This is a genomic window from Pseudoalteromonas sp. SR44-2 (assembly GCF_014163745.1).
Taxonomy (GTDB): domain Bacteria; phylum Pseudomonadota; class Gammaproteobacteria; order Enterobacterales; family Alteromonadaceae; genus Pseudoalteromonas; species Pseudoalteromonas distincta.
On the sequence record NZ_JACJDW010000043.1, the window covers coordinates 1 to 26,413 of the forward strand.

Genomic DNA, 26,413 nt, shown 5'->3' on the forward strand with positions numbered 1-26,413 from the left:
CAATTGAGACTCTAATTTGTTTGCCTCGCTACCTAAGTAGGTTGGCTGTTAGAACTCAATCTGTACGAGTGCCCACACAGATGATTGCTTTATATTGTTAAAGAACGTTTTGAGTCGCTTTAGCGTCTCAAGGGATGCGAATAATACACCCTTTATTTTTCGAGTCAACACTTTGTTTTAAAATTTCTTTCGACAATTTAAAACCGAAGTTTTATTTAACTCTCTGAGTAGTTCGTGCCTTGCTATGCTTCAGCGTTTCCCGTCTCAGTGGGGTCGCATTATAGGGAGATCCAAAAACAGATCAACCCTTTTTTTAGATCTTTTTACTGTTCGAACAAAAATAGAACAAAACCACGTAAAACCACATGAAAACCCGTCTAAGATGATGCTTTTTTATGCTCTTATTTATTATTTAATACAAATATCATTGCTATGTTTGATTTAGGCGTTAAGATAGCAAGTTCACAATGTTAAATTAATGTTTATTTCCTGTTTATTGGTAGATCTAAAATGAAATTACCCGATCAAAAATCTTTTATCTTCTCTGTTATTCTTGCTGTAGTTGGTTTTGTTGTTGTTGAGTTTGCTTTAGGCGGCTTAGCTTTAAACCCTGCATTACTATTTGGTGCTGGTTTATTAATAGGTGCGATTGCTATTGCTGCAATATCATCTGATGTGACTGAAGAAGCTGAAGTTAAAACAAAAACGCTTTATGTTGGTAACCTTCCTTATCGTGCAAACGAAGGTGTGGTTCGTGCATTATTTGAAGAACAAGGCAAAGTATTCAATGTTCGTTTATTAAAGGATAAGAATACTGGCAAACGTCGTGGCTTTGGTTTTGTTGAAATGGCGCAAGCTGATGCAGACAATGCAATTGCTAACTTGAACGATAGCGAGTTCCAACAACGTACTTTAAAGGTACGTGAAGCAAAACAAAAACAAGAAGATGATTCTAATGCTCTACGTACTGAGACGGATCAGTCAGTGTAACTAGCTTTACCGCTAGCTTATTGCTAAACACATCAGCCGTTGCATAATATTGCAGCGGCTTTTTTATGTCTGTTTGTTTATCCGCACATAAGTTAAGTTGGTTAAGTAGGAAGTTGACTCTATTTGCTATCGCTACACCTGAATCAAGTAATTTTACATTCCCTTCAAAGTACTGACTAATCGGCCCTGCTAATATCGGAAAGTGCGTACACCCTAGTACAAGTACATCTATAGTTTTATCTATATGTAGTTCATCAAGTACTTGATACAACTTATTTGTATCTAAAGAGCCTGTAAAAAAGCATTCCTCAGCTAACGTTACTAATTCAACACTACTATACAGATTAACGATCACATTACGTGCATGTTCAGCAATTAATGTTTTTGTGTATGAACTAGCGACCGTTGCCGGCGTGGCTAACAAGCCAATATGATTTGAGCGTGTTAATTCTGCCGCAGGCTTTATTGCTGGCACAACACCTACAATAGGAATATCCGTAATTTGGCGAACAGCGCTGAGTGCAGATGTAGAAGCTGTATTACACGCTATTACAATTAAATCGACGTTAAGCGTGTTGGCTTTGATGAAATGAATAAGTGAACATAATCGGTTAATTATAGTTTGTTGGGACTGAGCACCATAAGGTAGTAATGCATTATCCATAAAATAGCTGTACTGAGCATTGGGGATACTTTGCTTGATATGTTCAAGTACAGTAGTTCCACCAATACCTGAATCAAAGACCATTATATGCGCTGACAAACTACCGTTCCTACTTTACTTTAAGATCGGCAGTTTGCCATGAGGTTTTTATAAAAGAAAGTAGTTTAACTTTGCGTGGCTTCTAAATCAGTAAGCCTGTCGGCTGCTGAATTTAACTGATTAAGGTTTTCGAACATAGACTTTGTATAATCTACTAACTTATCTATTTGTTCCTGATCTTGATTTAACCATTGGAGAATGCCAGCTAGCTGATTTTGTAATCCAAGCTCACCCGCTTTTTCAAAAGCGTTTTTAAGGTCGTCATTAAAAGGGGCTAAACCCTCTGCTACTTGTTTTTCTGGTGCTGGTTTATATTCTTCATAGCTTTTAACTGTTGCTATTGTTTTTGTTTGGCGTAAATCCATAGAAAAAGCCACCAGCTGCTCGCTGTCTAAACTCAGCTCTTGCGCTTGTTCAAATGCTTCATCTAAATCACCACCAAAAAAGGTTTTACTTAAATCTTGTAAGTCTTCCATCATCGCATTAATAGCTTCTTGCTCTTGCTCGTTTAAGTCACCATTTACCGACATCGAAAATGATACCTGTCGAGATTGCGATGATGAGCTTGCAAACGACTCACTATTACTATTTTGCTGATAGCCACTTGCCGATTGAGATTCAAATGCATCAGCAAAGCTAATACTTACCTCATCGCCTTCTGCTGTAGTAAATTTATATTCTGCATTACTCGTCATACTGACGTATTGGGCCTGGCTTATATTTACGCTGGCAGGTTGTGGGTTAAATAACGACTCTTCAAACTTATCCAGCCCATTGTAAATTCCCTCTTTGGACTTATTAATGCCCTCTTCCATGTCATCATTAAATACGCCAGTACCTTTGAGTTCATCAACAGCGTCATCAATCCCTATTTGGACTCCTTTGCGCGCATCGCCTAGCATATCTTTGAGCTTTTCGTCATCAGCGCCGTTAGCTTTTGCTTTATTTACAGCACTACTTACAAAATCGAGTACGTTTTTTACTATTTCATCAAAATCAAATAGTGGTTTATCTGCTTTTTTTTCTGCGATAGGTAATCCAAGCTGCTCAGCCATTTTATCGCCAAGCACCTTTGCGGCCAACTCTCGGCCTCGTTGTTGATAGCTATCTTGAGGAGACGTAATTGTAGGTTGCTGTATATCAGCTTTATTATTGAATTTATTGATGTTGTTGTTTGGCGTAAAGCCATAATTACCTATTTTCATGATTCGTCTCCTAAGCGTGCGTAGTTTATTATCGGCTATAACAACAAAAACTAAAGTACAATGTTCAATAAAACAGCATAAATGCTAGCCAAAACTAGACAAATACGCAGCGCTCCCTACAATAGCGCCGATAAACAGATCTTAGATAAGGTAGTAGCGTTAATGGCAGTTATTAAAATAGATACCACACAGTACCAAGCGCAGTTAAGTGAAAAAGAGCAGCGCATTAGTACGCAGTTTCAACGTTTTGGTGTGGAGCAACTAGAAGTATTTAGCTCAGAGCCAACTAACTACCGCCAACGTGCTGAATTTAGAGTATGGCACGACGGTGACGATCTGTTTCACATTATGTTTGATCAACAAACAAAAGAAAAAATCCGTGTTGACACATTTGACCCAGCAGCGCCTCTAGTAGGTGAAATAATGCAGGTGATGATTGAAAATCTTAAGCCTTGTGAAATATTACGCCGTAAGTTATTTCAAATCGATTACCTATCAACGCTAAGCGGTGAAATTTTAGTAAGCTTGCTTTATCACAAACCACTTGATGATGAATGGTTAAGTGAAATTAAAGCACTTAAAGAAAAGCTAAGCAGTAAATACAAAATTGACTTTATAGGCCGTGCTCGTAAACAAAAAGAAGTACTAGGTGATGACTTTGTAACTGAACGTTTAACAGTTAATGGTCAAGAGCTTATATACCAACAAGTAGAAAATAGCTTTACTCAGCCTAATGCAAAAGTAAATATTAATATGCTGGAGTGGGCACAAGATTTATGTAAACCACTTAAAAATGATTTACTAGAACTGTATTGTGGTAACGGTAACTTTTCAATTGCATTAGCGGGCTGTTTTAATAAAGTATTAGCGACGGAAATATCAAAATCATCTGTTCACTCTGCTCAATACAACATTGCTAAAAACAACGTAGAGAACTTAGATATTATTCGTATGTCGAGTGAAGAGTTTACTCAAGCAGTGAATGGCGAACGTACTTTCTCTCGTTTAGAAGGGATTGATTTAAAAAGCTATGACTGCCAAACCATATTAGTTGATCCACCACGCGCGGGTATGGATGAATTAACGTGTGACTTAGTGGCTAATTACGAAAACATAATTTATATATCCTGTAATCCTGAAACTCTTGAGCGTGACCTTGATCACTTAACACGTACGCATAACGTTAAGCGCTTTGCTATATTTGATCAGTTCCCTTATACGCATCACATTGAGTCGGGCGTTTTCTTACAGCGCAAATAAATACGCTCAGTAAACGTTAACCATAAAAAAAGCTCCTTAAGGAGCTTTTTTTGTTTTAGCTAAACTTACTTGTTAGCTAAGTAATTTATTAATTTGCTAATGTCTTCAGGTTTAGTAATACCCGACTCACGACCTAGGTTTAATTTGTACTTACCATTTACAATAAAGGTTGGTACGCCACGTAGTGCGCCTTTTTCTTTAAAGTAGTCTTGATCGCGTTTCATTTTAGAGCTCAGTGTACGTACCGAGAAGCTTTTAAACAGCTTATCAAACTTATCACCATCAACGCCCTGCGCTACAAATATATCTTTTACATCTGCAAGCTCATTAAATTTAGCGCGCTTTGTATGGATATGATTAAAGATTGCAGAAATAATCTGATCTTTTTGTGGAAGCACTTCAGCTGTCGCCAGTGCTTGGCTCATCATCTGTTGGTTTTCTGGGTCACGTACACCTACAAAATCAACATGGCTCTTTTTAAATTTAACGTTTTTATCAAGCTTAGGCTTAAACTCACCAATTAGTGCTTCCATGTTATTACATGCAGGGCAGTAAAATGAGAAGAACTCTTTAACCTCTGGCTTTTTAGTTGCACGCTCAGAAACTACGTCGTAATGCACGCCTTCTTCATACGTTGCTGCAAAGCTTGTTGCTGCCATAGGAAGTAATATTGCAAGCAAACCTGCTTTAACTAATTTAATCATTATTATACTCCGAAATTTATAGTGCTAATAAAAACGCTACTAACTCATCAAGTTCTTTTTGATTTTTGATGGTGTTGAGGTTTATTTTATATTTATCGTTAACAATAAAAGTAGGTACACCTGTAAGTGCGCCTAATTTTGAATATTTATTCTGTTTGTTTTGCATTGCTTGCTCAGCTGAAATAACAGGCATGCTTGCAATCTCTTGATCAAACGTTGCGCTATCAATACCATTTACTTCAAGTAATTTTTTAACGTCTTTCATTTCAGTTAATGGTGCACGTTGAACATGGATACTTTTAAAAATTTGATCGCTAATACTTTGCGCCTGACCATGCTGCTTAGCAATTAAGTAGGCAAAGCTTAAATTACTTTGTGCTTGTGGTGACACGCCACCTAAAAAGTTAACGTGGTTTTTAATAAACTCCGCGCCTTCTGGCAAGCCTTTTTCAATTGCTTTTGCTACTGGTTCAAACTTAAAGCAATGTGGACAGTAAAATGAGAAAAACTCGGTTACTTGCGGTGACTTGCTTTTGTCTACATCTATAACAGTGTATTGATTATCAACTTCAAACTGTGCAGCAAGTGCTGCAAATGGTAAACATAAAAGTAATAAACTCAGTTTTAATTTTTTAAGCATTTGTATCTCGTTGTACTTGTCTTTAAATAAAATATTACGGCAATAACTTTAACGGTGCTTCTTGCAATGCTGCAAGTTGCTCTTTCAGTGCTAAAATTTGTTGCTCCCAGTATTTGTCATCAGCAAACCATGTAAAGTTCCGCACAAAAGCAGGATCACTCCATCGTTTAGCTACCCATCCCATATAATGAATAATACGCATTGCTCGCAGCGGTTCAATTAATTTGAGTTGAGAGTGATCAAAATCACAAAACTCTTCATACGCATTTACAAGGGTATCTAACTGTAACAGTTGCGTCGCTCTATCGCCACTGAGCATCATCCATAAATCTTGGATTGCAGGACCTTGGCGGCTGTCATCTAAATCAACAAACATTAGCGCATCACCTGCCCATAAAATATTACCAACGTGGCAGTCACCATGTAAGCGAATACTTTGCACATCTTTATACTGTTTTTGCGCCTGCTCTATCACTAAATCTAAAATAGTATAAAAGGCAGTATTTATTCCCATGGGCACTAAGTTACTTTTTTGAAGATGAACTTTGGCTGTATGCAAATACTCCTCGCAGGTAACTGTTGGCCTATAAGTAAAAGGTTTTGTTTTAGCTACTTGGTGCATACGGCCAATCAATCGCCCCATTACATCAAGCTGATCTAAATTATCAACCTCAAATAAACGCCCGCCTACACTTGGAAACAACACAAACAAATACCCTTCGTGTTCAAATAAGCTTTGTCCATTATATAAAATAGGGGCAACAACGGGTACTTCCGCTTCTGCTAGTTCAAATGCAAAGTCATGCTCTTCTTGAATTTGCTCTTTACTCCATCGCTCTGGGCGATAAAACTTCACTACGTAACGCAGGCCATCATCCGCTTTAAATTGGTACACTCTGTTTTCATAGCTATTGAGCGCTAATAAACCAGATTCGGCGTACACACCTACGCTTTCTATTGCATCGAGTATTAGGTCTGGTGTTAAGTCAATAAAACTAAATTTACTCATACTCTTCTTATATAAAATAAAAGCGGGTTATATACCCGCTTTTGTTAATTGCTATATCAACTTACCTAACTAAGGTAAGTTGCGATTATCGCGCTTTAAAAAAGTTACTCGACTGCGATATTGTCTCATCCGGCTCATCTACCGGTGAAAGCACAAAGTTAAACTCAGTCATCGGCGCCTTCAAATCATAAGGGTCCATTACAAGTGACAATGGTACGTTATGAGATTCCCCTGCCTGCACAGTAAATGACTGCTTACCAATATACTTAAAGTTATCTAACCCTTGTACTTTAATATTAAAGGTTTGCTCGTACTGCGCTTTATTAATTACCTTTAATGTATAGGTGTTCTCTACTAAACCATCAAAATCGACACGATATAATTGGTTTCGGTCACGAATAATATCAAAGTCCATTGTTTTACGCAGTGCTATATTAGCGACAAGCGCTCCCGTAAGCACAACAAGTATGACCGTGTAACCAATAATTTTAGCTCGCAGTGGATTCGTTTTATTTTCTGGGGTTTCGAGATTTCGCTCTGTCGTATATGAAATAAGCCCACGCGGGTATTCCATTTTATCCATTACGCCATCACACGCATCAATACATGCACCACAGTTGATACACTCAGCTTGTAGCCCATTTCTAATATCAATACCTGTTGGGCACACTTGAACGCACAAGTTACAGTCTATACAGTCGCCTAGTTCTAAATCTTTATGGTCTACTTTACGTGAACGAGGACCACGGCTTTCACCTCGGCTTTCGTCGTACGTTACGGTGTATGTGTCTTTATCAAACATAGCTGATTGAAAACGAGAGTAAGGACAGATGTGTAAACACATAATTTCTCGCATCCAACCGGCATTACCATAGGTACACGCAGCAAAGAAAATAATACTGACTAGTGCATAACCGCCTACATCAAACGTTACAAAGTCAGGGAGTAACTCCCTTATTGGCGTAAAGTAACCCACAAAAGAAATAGCGGTATACAACGAAAACAATACCCAACTAGTATGCTTTGCCGTCTTACGCCAAAACTTATCAAAATTCATGGGTCGTTGATCGAGTTTTTTACGTTGATTAGCCGTGCCTTCAAGCTTTTCTTCGAACCAAATAAAAATAAAAGTCCAAACAGTTTGCGGACATGTGTAGCCACACCACACCCGTCCATAGAAGGTGGTCACTAAAAACAACGCAAATGCTGCCAACATAAAGATAAACGCTAATATAGTAAAATCTTGAGGCCATAGCGTTAAACCAAAAATATTGTATTTTTGGCCAATTAGATCAAACAGCACAGCTTGCTGGCCATTAAAATTAATCCAAGGTAGTAACATAAACGCAAGCAGGCCTAAAAAGCCAATGCGCTGTCTAAGTAATTGATGTAGGCCTTTTACAGCACGCACATAAATACGATTTCGGGGATTGAACCTATCATCTTGACGGCTTAAATCCGGTTTTTGGATTTTCACCTCTACAGGGATATTCTTTACTTTAATTTGCTTGTCCATCGAAGTTCCTCAACGCCGCTTGGAAATAAAAATCCAGCAATACTCAAGTACTCTATACTTAAAGTTAGCAAGTTACTTGCTAGGCATATTTACTTTAATAAATTGCCTTCTCGAATACTTTCAGATATTTCAGAAATATCTGACTGCTGTTAACCATTATAACAATGTTGGTTAAAATTACTGGCATAGATTGCTAATAATTTATTCATCCCAGTTACTTGCTTTTAAAATGCAGTTTATTACACTGCATGGTAATTCAACCCTACTTAGATCAAGGTTTACGTATCCATGAAAAAATTTATTATTTTGGTAGTTGTGATCCTTGCCTTTTTTACAATCGATCACCCACTTATAAAAGAACCTCGCGAAAGGTTACTAGGTGAAGGCATTGGCTTTTTAAGTGATGCAAGCAAGGTCAACAGAAGCCCCGCTGCAAATATGGCTAAAAATAGGATCAGCAGTCAACTTAAACTATCTGAATCTGAAGGTGAGTATGTAGAAAAAACGTTTACAACAGATGACTCTGTTCAGTTATTTCACCTACGCTATTGTCGTGAGCGTGACTTAAACCTTTATTTTTATGACGACCGTTTAAATACGGTATGTAAAATAGTGACTGAAGCATTAGAGCAAAAGCGAGCAAAGTAGTGGATTTTTCAGGATTAAATAAAAAAGCAAGCGACTCATTTCATAAGCAGCGCAATATGCTCAAGCAATTAGCGCAAGGCAAAACATTAAAGTGTGAGAAGTGTAATGGGGTTTTAACACTTGATTTAGCCACCAGCGAGCCTGGTAAAGGCATAGTAAAGTGCAAACAAGGCTGTACGGATATTATATTAGAGCTAGGCACTTAGATTAAACTAAGCGCCTAGTATTAATAATTACTCTTCCCAACTCTCGTCGGTTATCAAGCCGCTATTAATTGCGACCACTTCAATTAGTTCAGCAAACCCTAATGCAAAGTCACCCATAGATTCATACTGATACTGACACAAAGCTTCTATTGTCATGTTATTTTGTTTGGCAATCTGAGCTATTGCTAGCTGGTCGAGTGCAAAAAAGCTTAGTGTGCTTAACGCACTTTCTAGTGCTTGTTTAAAATCAACGTCTAATTGCGGTGCATTTAACAAAGGTTCTGCATAAGCTTTCGTTGCAACCAAGAAGCCTTTACTCCACGACTTACAAAATTCAGCATCAAATGTGTCTGGTAATTTATATCCAGTTTCGAACACCTGCTCACTAATTTTGTGATAAAGCGCCATAAACAAAAAAAGCATTTCTTCATCTAAATCATCAGCTGTGTTTGGCAATATCTGCTCAAGCCACTCATGTACATCTAATGGGTTGGGCGAACAAATTACACCAAATAAATAGCCTTGGCTTTGTACAAGGGTCATTGCTTGAAATTGGGTATTTAAAAATGAGCTGAGCTGCTTTGCGTGCAACTCAGTAAATTGGGGTATTTGCATTAAAACTCTTTATATTAAAACATTAAAAGTTGAGCGGGTAGCGACCTTGGTTATCTGGTCGGCCTAAAAACTTAACCGCATCATGTACATCTTTAGGTAAGCTGGCATCTGGTTTTACATAACCTGCCACTCTAAAGTCGAAATTAGCTTTAAGTGTAGCATCTGCCTCAAGGCCAAGCGTATTATCTGGGTCAATTAATATAGCAACATCACCCGACTTACAGCTTAACTTACCAGCTAGAGGTCCAATATTAAACCATCCATTTAAACCTTGAACATCAATATTAGGGCTCGCTATTTCACCTTTTAGTGAATCACAATAAGGTGCGCCTGAGCTGTATTCATCAAGTTCTAAAATCACACGCCCTTTAGCGGTAACAGGCAGAGGAAGTTGCACACGTTGCATTGCACGCTCTACGGTGGAGCGTACTAGGGCGTCAGTCACTATTACTTTTTTATTAAAAAAACCATAACTTACATCTGCGTAACCCGAAATATCACTGCGTTCTCGTGGATTACCAAATTTTATGTTCGCATTTAGTTTGCCTGTAAATAATTTCCAGCCTGCAATATCCCAACGCACATTATTTAACTGCTCACCATCAAAACGAACTTGCATCATTTGACCTTGCCAAACAGTACCTACAGTTTGCCCAACTTCTAATTGCTTTGGAAAATACAGCTTAGCTATATCAAGCGCAATACTGGCTGGTAATTTAATAATACAAAACACAATAAAACTAATTAAAAAGACAGCCGATAACGTTATTATTTTTTTCATTAATTAATTCTCTAATACTAAACGGCTTACGCGCACATAGCCTGATTTATCATCGCGACTTAAATCTAAATTTTCAATTTTTAAACCATGCTGATTTACTAGCTCATCTAGCCATTCTATTAACTGATTAAACTCTACTGAGTCGAGCGTTAAACGAAGAGAATCACTACTGGGCTGCATTTTACTAATATTGATTTTATAGCGTCCACGAGTAGAGTTTACCACTTGGCTTAAGTTTGTATTGCTAGCAACACTGGTGTTGCCTGCAGCCTTTAGCTTAACAATACTGTCATCAACCCAAGCTAATAGCTCTTGTTGTTTAATTTGAGATTGCTGTGCTTTTTCTATCGCGTTATTTAATGGCCTAAATATTCCCATTACTAAAACAAAAATAATAAACACGCCACCAGCGACCATTACCAATTGTTGTTCTTGCTCTTTAAGCGAACGCCACTGTTTCATTAACTGCTTTTTCATACTGCACCTCGCAGTTTAATTTCGCCTACGACATAATCACCGTCATTATTTAAAGACCCTTGCTCAACAGTTAAACCTTGCTTTTCAAGTATGATTTTTACTTTACCAAAAGTTTGGAAGTCTTTAGCCCGTGCACGAATTCGCAGCTCATTGCGACGTTTGTCATAACGAAGTGTTTCAGGTGTAAATTCGCTGACTTGCGAAAACACATCAACCAAATTAGTCGTTAAGTCTAAAAAGCCGGATTCACTTGAGCCTTGTATTTTATCTAACGCGCCTTTAATTTGGCTTTTAATTAGATTAGGGCGAACTTTAGTTCCCGGAAATGCTTTTTGATATCTGTCGACTACTTGAGCTTTAGCTACTTCTACTTGTGTATTAAGTTGGTGTAACTCAATAGCTTTTATTGTAATTGTAGAAACCAATGCAACACTTGCTATAATTGCGGCGCCTTTCCAGTAACCCCACCACAAAGCGCTTTGTTTTTTAAGCTGATACATACCTTGGCGTAAGTTAAAATTAACGCTATCTAACTGTTTTGCAAATAATGCTAGAGGTAAATCGTAATCGCTTGTTTGGGCTTGTAAGTTAACGCTTTCAGGAAACTGATTAGCAGGGCTAAAATGTTTAATGTCGGGGTTACCCATGGCTGATAAATAGCCATTCAACCAACTAGATTCAACCGCACTAATATGCCATTGCCCTTGCTTAAACAACCATTGGTTGTTGAGCTCAATAGCAGTTACGGCACCATCATCTGCAAGCGGTAACAACAAAGCATCGGGTAATATTCTGTATACTGATAGATTATGCTCAGCAAATAATGCAAGCCATTGTTCAAACCATTCACGGTCTGTCATTGCTACACGAATTGCATGTTGCTCACCAAGCATTGTCGGCTGCGCTACAGCTATAAACAGTTCATCTACGTCACATGCTATATCTTCTTCAAGCATGTATGGCAATGCTTGCTCAAGCTTGCGATTCCATTTTGTTGGCAAAGCGACCGTTTTTAGTTGCACTTGGTCACTGGGTAATAACACGACAACTTCTCGGGTAAGTGCTTTTTCGCTTAGCTCACTTAAATGCTCTGCATTTGGTAACTCGCCACTGGCTATTATTTCTTGTTCTTGTGGTGAGTAAATTAACCAGTTAAGTAATTCTTGTTCGGTTTGACCCGTGCGGATCAACAGTATTTCTGTCACTGTACGCCTCCAAATTTTCGCGCCAGTATCGTTACGTCGCCGTCTTTAGCGTGCAGTAATGTGGTCATCGAAAAACGCAGGTCGACAAAGTTTGCCTGCGTTTGTAATTTAAAATATTCGCTTTTAATACTAAATAGACTTTTTATTGAGTCAGTATTAGTACCGCCTTGCTGCTTCACCTGTTCAAAAAATTCATCGATGGTGTCAAATCCAGTTTGCGGTCTTGCGCCTAACACCGCTTCTGCGCCAGATAAGCTTAAGCTTTCTATCAAGGCACTGAGTATAAGCGCTTGCTCTGGCAATAATGTATTTACGTTAATTGATAAAAGCGTACTGCCTGGTATTACACATACATATGGCAATACTTTTTCCATCACTAATGGGTTAAAGCCCTTAACTAAACGCAGCTCCGATGTTGATGCAAATAAACTATTGGCTGTCATATACGGAAAATCTCGTGATAAGTACTCGTCTTCTTCTGCGCCTGAGCGATATGTAATACTGTTCTCATCAAGCCAATCAAATACACTATCTGCCATCGTCTCTTCTGATTCGTCAGCAGGTAAATCTTCAATGTTTTCAAGTAATGCAAAGAGTGCTTTGTGTGCAGGGTTTGTTTTACTTGCGCTATTTTCTTCTGGCGCTATGGCTAAAGCATTTAAATTTAGACATGCTTGTAAATCTGTAATTTTGCCACTTAACGTGCCGTTATCAACAGGGTATGAAGCATCTCCTTGAGTTGCCCACACTTGATCGAGTGTAGTTTTATCTGCATCATCTTTTTTACTTTGTATTAGCCCTTTAATAGCAAGCTCTTCTGCACCGTAGGCGTACCATTTAGCTTGTTGGTGACCTTGCAAGTTTGTACTTTTTTGCACTTGAACCATTAAATTAGCACTCATTTCTACTGCTAAAATAGCCGCTAATGCCACAATAAACAAAACAATAACAAGTGCTGCGCCGCGCGATGATTGCTGCTTAACCATTATTCACATCCGTAGTTTGTGTAGCAACAACTTTGCCTTGCCCAGGAACTAAAAATACACGACGAATTGGCTCTGCTTCTATTTGTTGCAACGTAACAGCAACCGCTTTAGGGAGAGCTTTAATTTCCCACTGTTCTTGCCATTCGTTTTTATCATCCAAAAACTCAAACTTAAGTTCTTCAACATTTTCTAGTACACGTTGAACTCGCGGTTCCATATTATCAAGCTGATCAACATAAACCCGATAAACACGCTCAAGGTTATCGTCTATCACTCTATAACCAACGGCTTGTAGTTCTGAACGTGGCAATAAATTAATTGGATTTATCCAGCCATCTCGTACAAACGCAATACCATCGTATTGGCTTTCTAAAACGTAACGACCAGCAAGTAAATATTGCTGCTGAACATCACCCGACTCATTGCGAACTGAGCGTTTGGTCATTTGGCTAAAATCTTGATCCATTAATCTAAATGTTGTTTGCAATCCATTTAGCTCAGCAATCTTTTCATCGGAGGCATCTTTTGCTCTTGTTGTCGTCTCGAGTATTTGATGAGTAGCAATAATAACAAAAGCTAAAATACCCAGTGCAACCATAACTTCAAGTAATGTAAACCCCCGCTGCTTCACTTACTTTTTGCCTTTATTTAAATACGTTGATAACTCATATGCTGAATGCTCATATTTTTCATCCGTAAAAACATTTATGGTTAGTTTTACAAAGCTTTTGTCAGCAGTGGCTGTAACTTCTTGCTGCCAAAACCATTCAACACCGCCCATTACTTCGCTGCCTTTAAGGTTATTTTTACCTTGCCATTGTTCGCCTTTAGTACGCTGTTCAATAATAACGTTTTCGGCGACCCAAGATGCATAGGTTTGCTCTTCAATAGTCGTTAAGTGGTGTATATGCTCGCTTGTTGCTTGCATTGCAGCTATACCCGCCATGGCACAAATACTTAATGCCACTAACACCTCTAATAAGGTAAACCCTTTAGTGCGCTTCATTATTCTGGCTCTCGGCGAAAGTTTACTGGTGCAGTAAATTCACCTTCAATGTAATACACAGGCTCGCTTTGCTCTTTTAACTCTAATATAAGTTGAAACGCGCTTACCTCACCTGATGACAAAATAAGTACTTGTGGGATTTTTAACTTTTTAAGCTCAAGTAAACTGTCTTCATCGCCGCCACTCATAAGCTCGCGCCAGTTAGATTGCTCTAAGAGGTTATCTTGCGCCCACGCTAAATCTTCTAAGTTAAGCGTGAGCTTTAATCTTTCATCTAATTCTATTGGTTTAAAAAGATCTTCACGGTCAAAAGTAATCCATTTTTCACCATCGAAAACTAAATACTCTAATGTATTTTCTTCTACTAATAAGCCCAATTCAACTTGGTTTAAAATAGCAAATTCCGATGCCATATTAATGGTGGTATGCAGCCTTAGTGCTTGAGTATCTAACTCCTCCTCAGCACCGCCTTCTAAGCTATATACCACCATTTTGGTGGCAAAAGCGATGATCACTAATACCACTAAAATTTCTATTAAACTAAAGCCTCTGCTTTTTGCATGGCGCTGCTTAAGGCTTGCTGTCATAGCAAGCCTCTAGCATTAACATGTTCATACAGAACGGTGTACTTAGGCATTATTGTTTTTCTTCGTCCCAGTTACCGATATCGTCATCAGTACCTGCTTCACCGTCTGGGCCCATAGAAAAAATATCAAACTTGCCAATTTCACCTGGGCTAATTAACTGATAAGTATTACCCCAAGGATCTTCTGGTAATTCATTAATAAAGCCACCATCAGGGAAACGTTTTGGAACCGGTTCAATGCTTGTTTGGGTAACTAGCGCTTCAAGACCTTGCTCTGTGCTTGGGTAGCTCTTATTTTTAAGCTTGTATAAGCTCATTGCATCTTCTAATTGCTGGATATCTAGATGTGCTTTATCAATAGCAGCCTCTTCTTGCTGACCCATAATGTTAGGTGCAACAATTGACATAATCATCCCGATGATAACCAGTACCACCATCACTTCTAGTAAAGAAAAACCTGATTGTTTATTCACGTAATTACCTCATTATTCTAAAAACATTAAGTAAAAATGGTTTAGGTAAAACCACTAATATATTTAAAAATTTATTCTAACTTAAAGTCCAACAGCTTTATTCATCGCCATTATTGGCTGCAATATTGCCATTACTATAAATAATACAATAACCGCCATTGAGGCGATCATCGCAGGCTCTAGTAGTTTAAGCGATACATTAACCATGCTCTCAAATTCGCGATCTTGGTTATTTGCAGCACGCTCTAACATTTGCTCTAGTTCACCTGATTTTTCACCACTTGCTATCATATGCAGCATCATTGGTGGAAACAACTTAGTTTGCTGAAGTGCAGCTCTTAAGCTTGCACCCTCACTCACTCTATCGGATGCATCTGCAACCGCTTTTTTAATTTTTTCGTTAATTAATACGCCACCAGAGATACGCATTCCTTCAAGTAATGGTACTGAGCTTGACGATAAAATACTTAAAGTACGCGCAAAACGTGCGGTGTTAATACCACGAGCCACTTTACCTATACCTGGCATATGTAGCACTCGGTCATCCCACCAAAAACGTATTTTAGGCTGCTTAAGTGCATGCTTAATACCAATGGCTATAGCTGTAATAGCTATTAAACTAATAAACCAATAATTTTGCACAAAATGGCTGCCTGCCATAACCCATTCGGTTGTCCAAGGAAGTACTTGTTTCGTTTTTTCAAACGTTTTTAATATTTTTGGTACTACGGTACCCAGTAATACCGACACAATACCAATTGCAAATACCACTAATATAATAGGGTAAACCATAGCCTGAGTTATTTGGCTACGCATATGTTGGCGCTGCTCGGTATAGTCGGCTAAACGATTAAGAACTTGGTCAAGGTGACCCGACTTTTCGCCTGCGGCTACCATTGCACGATATAAATCGTCAAAAACATGAGGAAACTCACTAAGACCATCGGCAAGGGTGTAACCTTCAACTACTTTTGAGCGTACCGACATAAGCATCCGCTTTAAACGCGGCTTTTCGCATTGCTCAGCAACTGCCATAACAGCGCCTTCAACAGGAAGTGCCGATTGAATAAGTGTTGCTAATTGCCTTGTAATTAATGCTAAGTCTGAGGTTGAAATTGTCGGCTTAAAAAAGCCACCGAGTAAAGGGGCTTTTTCGCCTTTGACCTGTTTATCACTTTGCGCCGCAGGAACAACTTCAAGCGGCGTTAGTTTTTGATCACGTAAAGTTTGGCGGATTTGTTTAGCTGTGTCGGCTTCTAAAATGCCTTTTTTTTCTTTACCTCGGCCATCTAAGGCACGATATTCAAACGCCGCCATAGTTAACCTTCCTCACGGGTAACACGCAATACTTCTTCAAGCGTTGTTTTGCCTGCCAGTACACGGCTACACCCATCTTGGCGAATACTTGGGCTGCGCTTACGAATGTATTTTTCTACGCTTTGCTCGCCTTTACCGTTGTGAATCATTTCGCGTATGGTTTCATCAACGACAAGTAACTCATGAATACCTGTACGACCACGGTAACCATTAAAGTTACACTCCTCACACCCCACCGCTCGATAGATTGTCGGTTGGCTCTCAAAAGGAACCCCTAACAGCTGGCATTCATGCTCATCAGCCGTGTGTCCTTCTTTACAGGTATTACATAACGTACGTACTAAGCGTTGCGATAACACACCGAGTAACGACGATGAAAGTAAAAAGGGTTCAACACCCATATCTTCCATACGTGTAATTGCACCCGATGCGGTATTTGTATGCAAAGTAGACATAACAAGGTGACCGGTAAGTGACGCTTGAACACCAATTTGCGCAGTTTCAAGGTCGCGTATTTCACCCACCATTACTACATCAGGATCTTGACGTAATATTGCACGTAAACCACGTGCAAATGTCATATCAACTTTTGCATTAACTTGTGTTTGCCCAATGCCTGGAATTTCGTACTCTATCGGATCTTCAACGGTAAGAATATTACGATCGCGTGAGTTAATTTGGCTCATACCAGCGTATAAAGTGGTACTTTTACCAGAACCCGTTGGCCCTGTTACCAAAATAATGCCGTGGGGTTTACTAATTAAATCTGAAAACAAAGCGCGATTTTCTGCGGTCATACCTAAATCTTCAAGGTTTAAGCGCGCGTTGTTCTTGTCAAGTAAACGCAGTACTACGCGCTCACCAAAGCTCGATGGCATTGTAGATACACGCACATCAACTGCACGCCCAGCAATACGTAAACTAATACGACCATCTTGTGGAATACGTTTTTCGGCTATATCAAGCTTAGCCATTACTTTAATACGAGATACAAGTAACGATGCAAGTTTACGATTAGGCTTAAGTACTTCTTTAAGCACGCCATCGACCCTAAAGCGAATAACAAGCTCTTGCTCGAAGGTTTCGATATGAATATCAGAAGCCCCTTCTTTAATCGCTTCACTTAGCATGGCATTAATAAGCTTGATGATTGGCGCATCATCGTCACCAGCAAGTAAATCTTCAGTTTGCGGGAGCTCATCAGCAAGTGAGAATAAATCAACCTCGTTGCCAATATCTTCCATCATTTGTTGCGTTTCAGAGCTATCACGTTGGTATGACGCTTCAAGCAATAGCTCAAATTTATCATCATCCAATTGCTCAAGTGTAAAACCATGGCCTGCAATACGGCGTACTTCTAATAGTACTTCAACATCTAGCTCACCACGGTAGTAAACTATACGATGATCTTTGTTTTTACCAAGCAACACACCTGCGCGTCTTGCATAGGAAAATGGCAAACGCTTTGCTGGTAACTCAACTAACACATCACTCGTTAATAGCTCATCCTGATTATGCGTTTGAGGATGAACGACATCTTGGTTTATCTCTTGAATCGCATTAGTCATCTTTACGCTCTTGTGCATTTTGTTTACGTAGAGACTCTTCATACGTAGGTGGAAGTACTAGTTCGTCATTCCACTCAGGTAAAATAGGCGTATCTGTCATTGGCATTAACTCAATACCATCTTCTTTTTGTTTAAACTGCTCACCACGAATAAAGTTATATTTATTAAAGCTTAACTTATTCATGCTTACACCATCACGAATAATGGTTGGGCGAATAAATACAATAAGATTACGCTTACGGCGCGTTGTATTTGTTGATCTAAACAGGTGACCTAAAATAGGGATATCGCCTAATAACGGTACCTTAGAAACACTTTCTTGTACGTCTTCGTCAATTAAACCGCCAAGTACAACCATACCGCCATCATCGGCCATAACCGTTGTTTTAATTGCACGTTTATTAACTGAAATATCAACAGCAGTTGCACCACTTACACTCGATACTTCTTGCTCAATAGTAAGTTGTACTGCAGAGCCATCGTTAATCTGTGGCGTAACTATCAGTTTAATACCGACTTCTTGACGCTCAACTGTTTGAAATGGGTTAGCATTATTACTGCCCGTTTGTGAGCCTGTAATAATAGGCACTTCTTGACCGACTAAAATAGAAGCTTCTTCGTTATCCATTGTAGTAATAGAAGGGGTAGCCAATATATTTGAATTTGTATCAGTGGCAACAGCCTGAATAATTGCGCCCCAATCATTTTTAACAACGCCCAGCGCTAAACCATTAATGCCACTAAGTAAGGAGGCTAATGGACCATAATCACCTTCTGTTGTTTCCGTATATGGCGTTACAGTACCAGATTCTGTTCCTATTATATTTTTAGTAACAGTTACATCTTGTGCTTGCTCTGCAGCAACAGCTAACGAGCCCACGGGGACCGTAGTGCCGTTGTTAAACTGCAGCATACCGCCTTGCTCAGAAATCCATTGCAGCCCTAAGTTAACCCCGTCTCCTTCCATTACTTCAATAATAATAGCTTCAACTAATACTTGGGCACGGCGAATATCAAGGCGTTCAATTACAGATTCAAGTGATCGCATTGTGTCTGGCTGTGCGGTAATAATTAATGAGTTTGAGTCAGGGTGAGACTCTATACTGCTTTCATTATTGCTTCTGCTACGAGTTTTAGTAGTACCGCCTTGTGCATCTTCAACAAGGGACTTACTAACACCCTGCAATACTTTGACCAAATCTTCAGCTTTAGCATAATTTAAGTAAAACACCTTGGTGTTACCTTGGCTTTCTAGCTCACCATCTAAGCGTTTAATGAGCTCAATAGCACGTGTACGTGCTTGGCCTTCACCACTTACAATAACGCTATTAGTTCGGCCATCAGCCACAACTTTTGGAATTAAGAATTCAGGTACACTGCCTTTACCGCTGTCTTTATAAATATTATCTACCACAGAGACAACATCATCTGCCGTCGCATATTTAAGCTTAACGATGTCTACACGCTTGTCTCCCGCCTGATCAACAGAGCGAATGATCTCAACTAAGCGATTAACCGATGCTGCATGACCCGTTAGCATCATAACGTTAGCCGCATTAAAGTTGGCAACGTGGCCACCATCTTTTTGATCGCTAAATTGACGAACCAAAGGGCCAAGCTCTTGTACACTTACATTTTTAACACGTACAACACGTGTAATCATCATGTCGCCGCTAGCTTCACTACCTTCGTCAATAAGTGGTACATTTGATTTTTTGGCGTCTGAACTTTTTTCTATCTTAATTATGCCATTGTCCATTTCAACAGCTGAGTAGCCATAAACTTCCAATACATTTAAGAAGAACTGATAATAAAGTGCTTCGTCCATTAACTCATAGCTGCGAACATTTACTTTGCCGCGCACGTTAGGGTCAATAATCACTGTTTTATTAAGGTTTTTACCAACAATATTAATAAACTCGTTGATATCAGTTCCTTTAAAGTTAGCAGCATATTCAACAGCAGAAACAGACAAAGAAATACTTGCCGCCAAAAAAAGTGCTGCGTACTTAGCTAACCCTTTTTTAATTTTTTTGAGGTGTAGCACCTGAACCATTATATTAAAACTCCAAAGCTAAATTATTGCAGACTAAATTGCACATCGATTTGTTCACCATCACGTTCTATAGTGATATTGGCATCTGTACTATTACGCAGCTCGTTGATAGCTGACATAGCCTGTTTTAAATCTGTTAATTGATAGCCATTTATAGAAATAGCCAAATCGTTATTTTTTAATCCCATTTGTTTAAATAGTTCAGGCTCTTTACCTGGACTTAAACGATATCCGATTAGTTCGCCATCATTCATGGCTTGTGAAACACGTATATAGTCAAATAATTTGCCTGGCTCTTCGAGCAGTTCTTCACGTGTTTCTATAATTGCTTCTTTAACGTCTGGATCTGCAGTAGCATCTATTTGTAGTTCACTTAGCTCTAATTTTTGCGGACCCATTTCAGCATCATCACGGGCAGCGAGTACTGGCATAGATACCGTTTTATTAAAATCGAGTCCATCAAGCATCAAAGTCTCAAAACGCCCATTAACATTCAAAATAACACGATCAGGTAATATTTGTGCTACTTCAGCGCGCGTGCCTAATACAACTTCTTCAACAAGATAGCTTACTTGCTTACCTTGTGATTCAATAATTGCGATACCTGCTTTATCATCGTTATTAACCGCTACAATACCGGTTAAATTTATACTTAAGCGTGTTTCTGGCGCATTGTTTATAACCTGCGATTGCTTTGCAGTATTATTATTGTTTGTTACAGTTTTTTTACCAAATAAAAATTGCTCAACAATATGCTGCGCAGAGTTATTACTCGCACCAGATGACTGATTAGCATGATGGCTAGGGGTAAGCAGAGTTATTGGTGGTTTTGGCCACAAAAGCCAAACAAGTTTTGATAATAAAAATGCAAGATAAACAACAACTAAGAGTGTCACTAATGCACTTAACTTAGCATGCGGTAAACGAGTTAAAAATTGTTTTAGTTGTTGGATTTGCTGTTCCATAAATAGTGTTCTTATTTTAATTTACTGCGTTAGCGCGTACCCATAGTACCCTTTCATTTTTCTTTCAACAAGCACACTAATATTAAACTTTGTAAACAGATTAAATCAACTTTACATAACAGTACAAAAAGTAAACTGCTGTTGTAATACCTTCATCCTACGATGATTTCATGATAAATTTTAGGCTATAAAAACGTGGGGAAATGCCTTATGAGTAAAAAAAGTAATGCTAATACCAGCTCAGACCCTGTAGATGGGTTAAAAGTTCGATTAGATAAATGGTTATGGGCTGCGCGATTTTATAAAACTCGTGCTATTGCACGTGAAATGGTACAAGGCGGCAAAGTGCATTATAATGGACAACGTACAAAAGCGAGTAAAATAGTAGAGGTTGGCGCAAACATAAAACTTGCACAAGGAGTAGATGAAAAGCTGATAACCATACTCTCAGTGCTTGAAAAACGCCAAAGCGCCCCCATTGCACAGACCATGTATCAAGAATCTGATGCCAGTATTGCTAAACGCGAAGAGAACAGCATCGCACGCAAAAATAACAGCTTTTTTGCCCCCCATCCGGATAAAAAACCGGATAAAAAGCAAAGACGCGAACTTTTAAAAATGAAATCAAGTTAGGTATAGCCGCTCATGCAACAAGATTTACTTCACCGTTATTTATTCAACGAACTAGATGTTCGTGGCGAACTCGTACAAATCGAGAGTGCTTATAATGAAATGATTGCCGACCATAATTACCCAGACCCTGTTAAAGCATTACTTGGTGAGTTACTCGTTGCAACTTGTTTACTTACTGCCACCTTAAAGTTTGAAGGTGAAATTGCTGTACAGCTTCAAGGTGATGGCCCAGTTAAATATGCTGTTATAAATGGTGATGACAAACAAAATATGCGTGGCATTGCACGCCTGCAAAGCGAAATTACGGGCACAACTGTAAAAGAGCTTATTGGCCAAGGCTATATGGTAATCACTATTACCCCTGAAAAAGGTGAGCGCTACCAGGGTATAGTGCCGCTAGAGCATGATACTCTTAGTGAATGTATCGAAAGTTACTTTGAGCAATCTGAGCAGCTAAAAACACGCCTTTGGTTTGCAACTGACACTACTGAAGGTAGCGCAAAAGCATGTGGTCTATTTTTACAAGTGCTCCCAGTTGATAAACAAAAATCAATTGAAGACTTTGCACACCTAGAAGCATTAAGTAACACGATTAAAAGTGAAGAGTTGTTACACTTAGATGCGAACACTGTTCTTACACGTCTTTATCACGAAGATAATCCTCGCGTATTTGAACCTCAAGCGATTAAATTCAAATGTGGTTGTAGTCGTGATAAAACAATTACTGCACTTGTTAATATTGGACAAGAAGAACTACTCAAAGATGTAGCTGAGAAAGGGACTGTTAACATTAACTGTCATTACTGTTTAAAAGAGTATGTTTTTAACGAACAAGACATAAAAAGCATTTTCAACTAAATTGTTCAGCTTCATTTATATATAGTAATTAAAGCCGCAAAATATGCGGTTTTATATTATAAAAAGATGATACCGGTGTCATGAATTTTGTTAATTTACTGACACCGGTATCATTGAAATTATTCATGTTTTTTAGCAAATATATGTGTTTTTAGAGGCTTTACGGGCTCGAATATCTCAAAACCTTCTGTTACTATAATTTCAGCTTAAGGGCACTGATAACCCCAGAGCTATCCCGTTCAAACTCTCACACATTATAGTTAGGTATAAACATGACTACAGGCGCTACACGTTTTGTCGATTTAACCGCAGCTGAACTTGTCGAGCATGCGATCCGCCGTGGCGAAGGTACTTTAGCCGCAAATGGTGCTTTTGTTGCAATTACAGGAAAACGAACTGGCCGTTCACCAAAAGATCGTTTTATTGTACAAGAAGCAACAACTCAAGATGACATTCAATGGGGCAACGTTAACCGCCCATTTGATGCAGAAAAATTTGACGCATTATGGGCTCGCGTAGAAGCACATGTTCAAAGTAATGACCACTTCACCTCTCACCTAGAAGTTGGCGCTGACCCTGAGCATTATCTACCTGTAGTCGTAACTACAGAAACAGCGTGGCACCATATTTTTGCCAAAAACATGTTTATCGAACCACAAAACTATAACGCCTCAAACTTACCACAATGGCAAGTAATGAACGTTCCTTCGTTTGTATGTGAACCAGAGCGTGATGGCACAAATAGCGATGGCACCGTTATTATTAACTTTGCACAGCGTAAAGTATTACTAGCAGGTATGCGCTACGCCGGTGAAATGAAAAAATCGATGTTTTCTGTACAAAACTTCCTACTACCAGCAAAAGGTGTATTACCAATGCACTGTTCTGCTAACGTTGGTGAAGCAGGCGATACAGCATTATTCTTCGGTTTATCTGGTACGGGCAAAACAACTCTTTCAGCAGATCCTACTCGCTTTTTAATTGGTGATGACGAACACGGTTGGGCACCTGGAAGCGTGTTTAATATTGAAGGCGGTTGCTATGCTAAATGTATCGACCTGTCACAAAAGAACGAACCTGTAATTTGGAATGCAATTCGCTTTGGTACTATTTTAGAGAATGTAGTGCTAGATGAAAAAGGCGTTCCAGATTTTAACGACACTAGCCTTACTCAAAATAGCCGTGCAGCATATCCACTTGAACATGTTGAAAAACGTAAAGTAGAAAACCGCGCAGGCGAACCAAAAGCTGTTGTATTTTTAACTTGTGATGTAAGCGGTGTATTACCACCGGTATCTGTTCTTAGCGAAGAAGCTGCTGCTTTTCACTTTTTAAGTGGATACACAGCTAAAGTTGGCTCAACTGAAATTGGCTCTACTAGCGATATTGAATCAACGTTTTCAACCTGCTTTGGTGCGCCATTCTTCCCACGTCCTGCTGGTGTTTACGCTGAGCTTCTTATGAAGCGTGTGCGCGAGTTTGGCGCTAAAGTATACCTTGTAAATACAGGTTGGACTGGCGGTCCTTACGGCATAGGTAAGCGCTTTGATATTCCGACTACTCGCGCAGTAGTTGATGCAATCGTATCGGGTAAATTAGCCGGTGTTGAAACTCAGCACATTGATGTTTTAAACCTAGATGTACCGGTAGCAGTTCCAGGTGTAGATACTAACTTACTTAATCCTATCAACACGTGGGAAGATAAAGCTAAGTACAATGAATATGCAGCAAAACTTGCCGCTGACTTCACTGAAAACTTTGCTAAGTATGACGTATCAGACGATATAAAAAATGCAGGGCCTAAAGCTTAAATAAGCTTCAAGCTTGTATTCTAACGCCAGCTAAGGGCTGGCGTTTTACTTTCTAAATACCTAATTTACTAAGTGCGACAAAATGCCGCACAACTCATATCAAAAACCATATAATATACCGCGTAATTAATCATTCCTTAATGCCCAATAAACCTGCATTACTCATTACGGCTATTTAATTAATGACACTAAAGCTTTCATGGCGAAAAACATTCAGGCGGTTACATTTATACTTAGGCCTTTCTGTAGGTGTTTTACTTACTATTATCACTCTTTCTGGCTCTATATTAGTTTACTATCCGCAAATAGACTTACTGCTAAATCCAGCAAATGACGCTACTACAAACATAAAAACGCCTAATTGGGATCAAGCATATAATACGCTAAGAGCTACTTTCCCTTCAAAGCAAGGGCCATGGCGATTAGAAAACACAGGTATAAACTCAGTAATTCCCGCGCGATACTACAGTCCAATAGAAACAAAAGAGCAAGGCTTTGCCCCATTAATGGTATGGCTATCTAGCAGTAGTGATAAAGTAATACGTAAAAACTATTGGGGAAAATACTTAGTAACTTGGATGTACAACTTACATTTTTCATTACTAACAGGAGCAACGGGCACTCTCGTTGTTGGCTATATAGGCATAGCCTCAATAGTTCTTCTTATCTCTGGATTCTTTGTTTGGTTTCCAAAGCCTGGGCAGTGGGTAAAGGCACTAAAATTTAAATCTCGTAGCTCTAAAATAGGTTTGCTATACGACTGGCATAAACTAATTGGTTTAACCTTCTGCATACCGCTACTAGCTTTAACTGTTACAGGTGTTATGCTCGCTATTCCAAAACAAACAGATCCTATATTAACCGCTCTAGTTAGCGATATAAACTCCCCACCAAAAACACAAATTCAACCGAGCAAACAAACCGATATTCCTTTATCACAAGCGGTATTAATAGCTGAAAAAGCATTACCGAATGCGCGTTTAGCTTGGATTGAAACACCATCAAACTTAAATGCTATTTACAGATTAAGATTTCAAACTGTAAACGATCCTTCATATCGCTTTCCACATAGCTATATAGAGGTTAATGCACTTACAGGAAAGTTAGAGAGCGTGTTTAATATAGATAAGCAAAGTACGGCTAGTAAAATAAAAAACTGGATGCACCCTCTACATGACGGCAGTATTGGCGGTAACATTTTAAAAGTCATTTGGGTGTTAAGTGGCTTCGGATCTGCTGCATTGTTCATTATCGGTGTATATAGGTGGTTAGTTAGAACCAAGAGAATACAAAATAAACTTTAGTTGAAGGGTACATGAATTGCTTTTCAGTAAGTCTTGTCGATAGTTTTCTAATATAAAGTATATGGCCTTCGTTAATCTTAAGATTAAAAATTAATAACGCTCAGTACATATGAAATTAAAGCAGCCCCTAACCGCTTATCTGGCTATAAAACAATTAATGAAGGGTAGTTAATACTGCAAGTTTAGATAGGCACTCCATGAACACTATTATTTAAAAATCTCATGCCCATTAGATTTAAGTTCTATGCGTAAACCTCTGTATCAACCTCTGCCTAACTATTTTTATTTTCTTCAGTAACCTACCCAAAGCGTATATAAAGGCTTAAAGGTCATGTTCAATACTTATCACAAGACCAGATAATTAACGCTTTTATATTAGGTCAGATCTTAAACCAATTGGTATTATTTACCCACAGTACAAATGCTACCACTCATTGTCGAGCGGAGATTTTATGCTTTTGACGTCGGGAGTCGCTACGCTCGCCCGACCTACGTGATGAAGCTGCTATGAGTGTGTTAATTGCGCACATTTTACTTTTCTGCAGACGTAAAAAAGCCGACTATTTCTAGTCGGGCTCTCTACAATTTGAAGTCTGGTGATGTCGTAGTGCCCACAGCGGTAGAAAGTCACATAGCAAATGCTACACTATCGTTGGCCGGAGTTTCACTACTTAGTTCGGCATGGGCTATTTACTAAATCCCAGACAGCAAAAAACCCGTCACATTGCTGTAACGGGTTTCTTTAATTTGAAGCCTGGTAATGTCCTACTTTCACATAGCAAATGCTACACTATCATCGGCGCTGTTTCGTTTCACTACTGAGTTCGGCAT

The 26,413-nt window shown here is 38.9% G+C and carries 27 protein-coding genes; 8 read left to right on the forward strand and 19 right to left on the reverse strand.

Annotation, left to right across the window (positions count from 1 at the left end; all coding sequences use genetic code 11):
• The first annotated feature begins 510 nt into the window (after positions 1–510).
• Positions 511–990, forward strand: coding sequence for an RNA-binding protein (locus tag H5115_RS18170; RefSeq protein ID WP_024596401.1), 480 nt, complete (start codon positions 511–513; stop codon positions 988–990).
• Here the strand turns inward: H5115_RS18170 and murI are convergent.
• Positions 953–1,753: a glutamate racemase gene (murI, locus tag H5115_RS18175; protein WP_002962063.1), complete on the reverse strand. Its 801-nt coding sequence runs from the start codon at positions 1,751–1,753 to the stop codon at positions 953–955. The two genes, H5115_RS18170 and murI, sit on opposite strands and share 38 nt — an antisense overlap.
• Positions 1,754–1,818: 65 nt before the next feature.
• Positions 1,819–2,958 (reverse strand): DUF5610 domain-containing protein, encoded by a 1,140-nt coding sequence (locus H5115_RS18180; RefSeq protein WP_182756671.1) that lies wholly within the window; start codon positions 2,956–2,958, stop codon positions 1,819–1,821.
• A gap of 162 nt (positions 2,959–3,120) precedes the next feature.
• On the opposite strand from H5115_RS18180, the gene trmA reads away from it, so the two are divergent.
• Positions 3,121–4,218, forward strand: coding sequence for a tRNA (uridine(54)-C5)-methyltransferase TrmA (gene trmA / locus H5115_RS18185; protein WP_182756673.1), 1,098 nt, complete (start codon positions 3,121–3,123; stop codon positions 4,216–4,218).
• A gap of 65 nt (positions 4,219–4,283) precedes the next feature.
• Here trmA and H5115_RS18190 read toward each other — a convergent pair whose 3' ends face one another.
• From H5115_RS18190 to ccoG, 4 genes are all read right to left on the reverse strand, one after another.
• On the reverse strand, positions 4,284–4,922 hold the full coding sequence (locus H5115_RS18190) for a thiol:disulfide interchange protein DsbA/DsbL (RefSeq protein WP_002962055.1): 639 nt from the start codon (positions 4,920–4,922) through the stop codon (positions 4,284–4,286).
• Positions 4,923–4,938: 16 nt separating this feature from the next.
• Positions 4,939–5,562, reverse strand: coding sequence for a thiol:disulfide interchange protein DsbA/DsbL (locus H5115_RS18195; protein ID WP_002962054.1), 624 nt, complete (start codon positions 5,560–5,562; stop codon positions 4,939–4,941).
• A 34-nt stretch (positions 5,563–5,596) separates the two neighbouring features.
• Positions 5,597–6,571 carry a serine/threonine protein kinase gene (locus H5115_RS18200; RefSeq protein WP_024591441.1) on the reverse strand — a complete coding sequence of 325 codons (975 nt, stop codon included), beginning with the start codon at positions 6,569–6,571 and terminating at the stop codon, positions 5,597–5,599.
• Between the two features lie 85 nt (positions 6,572–6,656).
• The gene (gene ccoG, locus H5115_RS18205) at positions 6,657–8,087 is read right to left on the reverse strand and encodes a cytochrome c oxidase accessory protein CcoG (protein WP_002962052.1); all 1,431 of its coding nucleotides are present in this window, start codon (positions 8,085–8,087) and stop codon (positions 6,657–6,659) included.
• A 288-nt stretch (positions 8,088–8,375) separates the two neighbouring features.
• Here ccoG and H5115_RS18210 point away from each other — a divergent pair, with 288 nt between their 5' ends.
• Entirely contained in the window at positions 8,376–8,735 is a 360-nt protein-coding gene (locus H5115_RS18210; protein ID WP_002962051.1) for a hypothetical protein, read from the forward strand.
• Complete coding sequence (locus tag H5115_RS18215; RefSeq protein ID WP_002962050.1) at positions 8,735–8,941, forward strand: hypothetical protein; 207 nt, start codon at positions 8,735–8,737, stop codon at positions 8,939–8,941. Before H5115_RS18210 ends, H5115_RS18215 begins: the two co-directional genes overlap by 1 nt.
• Positions 8,942–8,968: 27 nt before the next feature.
• On the opposite strand, the gene H5115_RS18220 is transcribed toward H5115_RS18215, so the two are convergent.
• The 13 genes from H5115_RS18220 to gspC all read right to left on the reverse strand — a co-directional run bounded on the left by H5115_RS18220 (position 8,969) and on the right by gspC (position 20,976).
• Entirely contained in the window at positions 8,969–9,556 is a 588-nt protein-coding gene (locus H5115_RS18220; protein ID WP_182756674.1) for a UPF0149 family protein, read from the reverse strand.
• A gap of 22 nt (positions 9,557–9,578) precedes the next feature.
• A complete protein-coding gene (locus tag H5115_RS18225; RefSeq protein ID WP_182756676.1) occupies positions 9,579–10,337 on the reverse strand; it encodes a type II secretion system protein N in 759 nt (252 codons plus the stop codon).
• A gap of 3 nt (positions 10,338–10,340) precedes the next feature.
• The gene (gene gspM / locus H5115_RS18230; RefSeq protein WP_024596393.1) at positions 10,341–10,814 is read right to left on the reverse strand and encodes a type II secretion system protein GspM; all 474 of its coding nucleotides are present in this window, start codon (positions 10,812–10,814) and stop codon (positions 10,341–10,343) included.
• Positions 10,811–12,019 carry a type II secretion system protein GspL gene (gene gspL / locus H5115_RS18235; RefSeq protein ID WP_154904188.1) on the reverse strand — a complete coding sequence of 403 codons (1,209 nt, stop codon included), beginning with the start codon at positions 12,017–12,019 and terminating at the stop codon, positions 10,811–10,813. Before gspL ends, gspM begins: the two co-directional genes overlap by 4 nt.
• Complete coding sequence (gspK, locus tag H5115_RS18240; protein ID WP_024596391.1) at positions 12,016–13,005, reverse strand: type II secretion system minor pseudopilin GspK; 990 nt, start codon at positions 13,003–13,005, stop codon at positions 12,016–12,018. Before gspK ends, gspL begins: the two co-directional genes overlap by 4 nt.
• Complete coding sequence (gene gspJ / locus H5115_RS18245; RefSeq protein ID WP_182756678.1) at positions 12,998–13,636, reverse strand: type II secretion system minor pseudopilin GspJ; 639 nt, start codon at positions 13,634–13,636, stop codon at positions 12,998–13,000. The genes gspK and gspJ overlap by 8 nt, the downstream gene beginning before the upstream one ends.
• A complete protein-coding gene (gene gspI, locus H5115_RS18250) occupies positions 13,637–14,011 on the reverse strand; it encodes a type II secretion system minor pseudopilin GspI (protein ID WP_002962039.1) in 375 nt (124 codons plus the stop codon).
• A complete protein-coding gene (locus H5115_RS18255) occupies positions 14,011–14,598 on the reverse strand; it encodes a Tfp pilus assembly protein FimT/FimU (protein ID WP_024596389.1) in 588 nt (195 codons plus the stop codon). Before H5115_RS18255 ends, gspI begins: the two co-directional genes overlap by 1 nt.
• A 49-nt stretch (positions 14,599–14,647) precedes the next feature.
• Positions 14,648–15,070: a type II secretion system major pseudopilin GspG gene (gene gspG, locus H5115_RS18260; protein WP_002962036.1), complete on the reverse strand. Its 423-nt coding sequence runs from the start codon at positions 15,068–15,070 to the stop codon at positions 14,648–14,650.
• An 81-nt stretch (positions 15,071–15,151) separates the two neighbouring features.
• On the reverse strand, positions 15,152–16,387 hold the full coding sequence (gene gspF / locus H5115_RS18265; protein WP_002962033.1) for a type II secretion system inner membrane protein GspF: 1,236 nt from the start codon (positions 16,385–16,387) through the stop codon (positions 15,152–15,154).
• 2 nt (positions 16,388–16,389) lie between these two features.
• The gene (gspE, locus tag H5115_RS18270) at positions 16,390–17,955 is read right to left on the reverse strand and encodes a type II secretion system ATPase GspE (RefSeq protein ID WP_002962032.1); all 1,566 of its coding nucleotides are present in this window, start codon (positions 17,953–17,955) and stop codon (positions 16,390–16,392) included.
• A complete protein-coding gene (gene gspD, locus H5115_RS18275; protein WP_002962030.1) occupies positions 17,948–20,011 on the reverse strand; it encodes a type II secretion system secretin GspD in 2,064 nt (687 codons plus the stop codon). The genes gspE and gspD overlap by 8 nt, the downstream gene beginning before the upstream one ends.
• Positions 20,012–20,034: 23 nt before the next feature.
• The gene (gene gspC / locus H5115_RS18280) at positions 20,035–20,976 is read right to left on the reverse strand and encodes a type II secretion system protein GspC (protein WP_165724350.1); all 942 of its coding nucleotides are present in this window, start codon (positions 20,974–20,976) and stop codon (positions 20,035–20,037) included.
• A 210-nt stretch (positions 20,977–21,186) separates the two neighbouring features.
• Between gspC and hslR the strand changes: the two genes are divergently transcribed.
• The 4 genes from hslR to H5115_RS18300 all read left to right on the forward strand — a co-directional run bounded on the left by hslR (position 21,187) and on the right by H5115_RS18300 (position 25,582).
• Positions 21,187–21,609, forward strand: coding sequence for a ribosome-associated heat shock protein Hsp15 (gene hslR, locus H5115_RS18285; protein ID WP_182675807.1), 423 nt, complete (start codon positions 21,187–21,189; stop codon positions 21,607–21,609).
• A gap of 12 nt (positions 21,610–21,621) precedes the next feature.
• Positions 21,622–22,467, forward strand: a complete 846-nt coding sequence (gene hslO, locus H5115_RS18290) for an Hsp33 family molecular chaperone HslO (protein ID WP_182675806.1) — start codon at positions 21,622–21,624, stop codon at positions 22,465–22,467.
• A gap of 272 nt (positions 22,468–22,739) precedes the next feature.
• Complete coding sequence (locus H5115_RS18295; protein WP_182756680.1) at positions 22,740–24,278, forward strand: phosphoenolpyruvate carboxykinase; 1,539 nt, start codon at positions 22,740–22,742, stop codon at positions 24,276–24,278.
• Between the two features lie 182 nt (positions 24,279–24,460).
• Positions 24,461–25,582: a PepSY domain-containing protein gene (locus H5115_RS18300; RefSeq protein WP_182756682.1), complete on the forward strand. Its 1,122-nt coding sequence runs from the start codon at positions 24,461–24,463 to the stop codon at positions 25,580–25,582.
• The last annotated feature ends 831 nt before the right edge of the window (positions 25,583–26,413 follow it).

Excerpts from the sequence above, each read along its gene's own strand:
- gspF (WP_002962033.1), bottom strand. The coding sequence starts at position 16,387 with ATGGCGGCGTTTGAATATCGTGCCTTAGATGGCCGAGGTAAAGAAAAA.
- H5115_RS18180 (WP_182756671.1), bottom strand. The coding sequence starts at position 2,958 with ATGAAAATAGGTAATTATGGCTTTACGCCAAACAACAACATCAATAAA.
- H5115_RS18220 (WP_182756674.1), bottom strand. The coding sequence starts at position 9,556 with ATGCAAATACCCCAATTTACTGAGTTGCACGCAAAGCAGCTCAGCTCA.
- H5115_RS18225 (WP_182756676.1), bottom strand. The coding sequence starts at position 10,337 with ATGAAAAAAATAATAACGTTATCGGCTGTCTTTTTAATTAGTTTTATT.
- ccoG (WP_002962052.1), bottom strand. The coding sequence starts at position 8,087 with ATGGACAAGCAAATTAAAGTAAAGAATATCCCTGTAGAGGTGAAAATC.
- gspI (WP_002962039.1), bottom strand. The coding sequence starts at position 14,011 with ATGAAGCGCACTAAAGGGTTTACCTTATTAGAGGTGTTAGTGGCATTA.
- gspE (WP_002962032.1), bottom strand. The coding sequence starts at position 17,955 with ATGACTAATGCGATTCAAGAGATAAACCAAGATGTCGTTCATCCTCAA.
- gspK (WP_024596391.1), bottom strand. The coding sequence starts at position 13,005 with ATGGTTAAGCAGCAATCATCGCGCGGCGCAGCACTTGTTATTGTTTTG.
- hslO (WP_182675806.1), top strand. The coding sequence starts at position 21,622 with ATGCAACAAGATTTACTTCACCGTTATTTATTCAACGAACTAGATGTT.
- gspD (WP_002962030.1), bottom strand. The coding sequence starts at position 20,011 with ATGGTTCAGGTGCTACACCTCAAAAAAATTAAAAAAGGGTTAGCTAAG.
- trmA (WP_182756673.1), top strand. The coding sequence starts at position 3,121 with ATGGCAGTTATTAAAATAGATACCACACAGTACCAAGCGCAGTTAAGT.
- H5115_RS18210 (WP_002962051.1), top strand. The coding sequence starts at position 8,376 with ATGAAAAAATTTATTATTTTGGTAGTTGTGATCCTTGCCTTTTTTACA.
- gspC (WP_165724350.1), bottom strand. The coding sequence starts at position 20,976 with ATGGAACAGCAAATCCAACAACTAAAACAATTTTTAACTCGTTTACCG.
- H5115_RS18300 (WP_182756682.1), top strand. The coding sequence starts at position 24,461 with ATGACACTAAAGCTTTCATGGCGAAAAACATTCAGGCGGTTACATTTA.
- hslR (WP_182675807.1), top strand. The coding sequence starts at position 21,187 with ATGAGTAAAAAAAGTAATGCTAATACCAGCTCAGACCCTGTAGATGGG.
- H5115_RS18170 (WP_024596401.1), top strand. The coding sequence starts at position 511 with ATGAAATTACCCGATCAAAAATCTTTTATCTTCTCTGTTATTCTTGCT.
- gspM (WP_024596393.1), bottom strand. The coding sequence starts at position 10,814 with ATGAAAAAGCAGTTAATGAAACAGTGGCGTTCGCTTAAAGAGCAAGAA.
- H5115_RS18190 (WP_002962055.1), bottom strand. The coding sequence starts at position 4,922 with ATGATTAAATTAGTTAAAGCAGGTTTGCTTGCAATATTACTTCCTATG.
- H5115_RS18255 (WP_024596389.1), bottom strand. The coding sequence starts at position 14,598 with ATGACAGCAAGCCTTAAGCAGCGCCATGCAAAAAGCAGAGGCTTTAGT.
- H5115_RS18195 (WP_002962054.1), bottom strand. The coding sequence starts at position 5,562 with ATGCTTAAAAAATTAAAACTGAGTTTATTACTTTTATGTTTACCATTT.
- H5115_RS18295 (WP_182756680.1), top strand. The coding sequence starts at position 22,740 with ATGACTACAGGCGCTACACGTTTTGTCGATTTAACCGCAGCTGAACTT.
- H5115_RS18200 (WP_024591441.1), bottom strand. The coding sequence starts at position 6,571 with ATGAGTAAATTTAGTTTTATTGACTTAACACCAGACCTAATACTCGAT.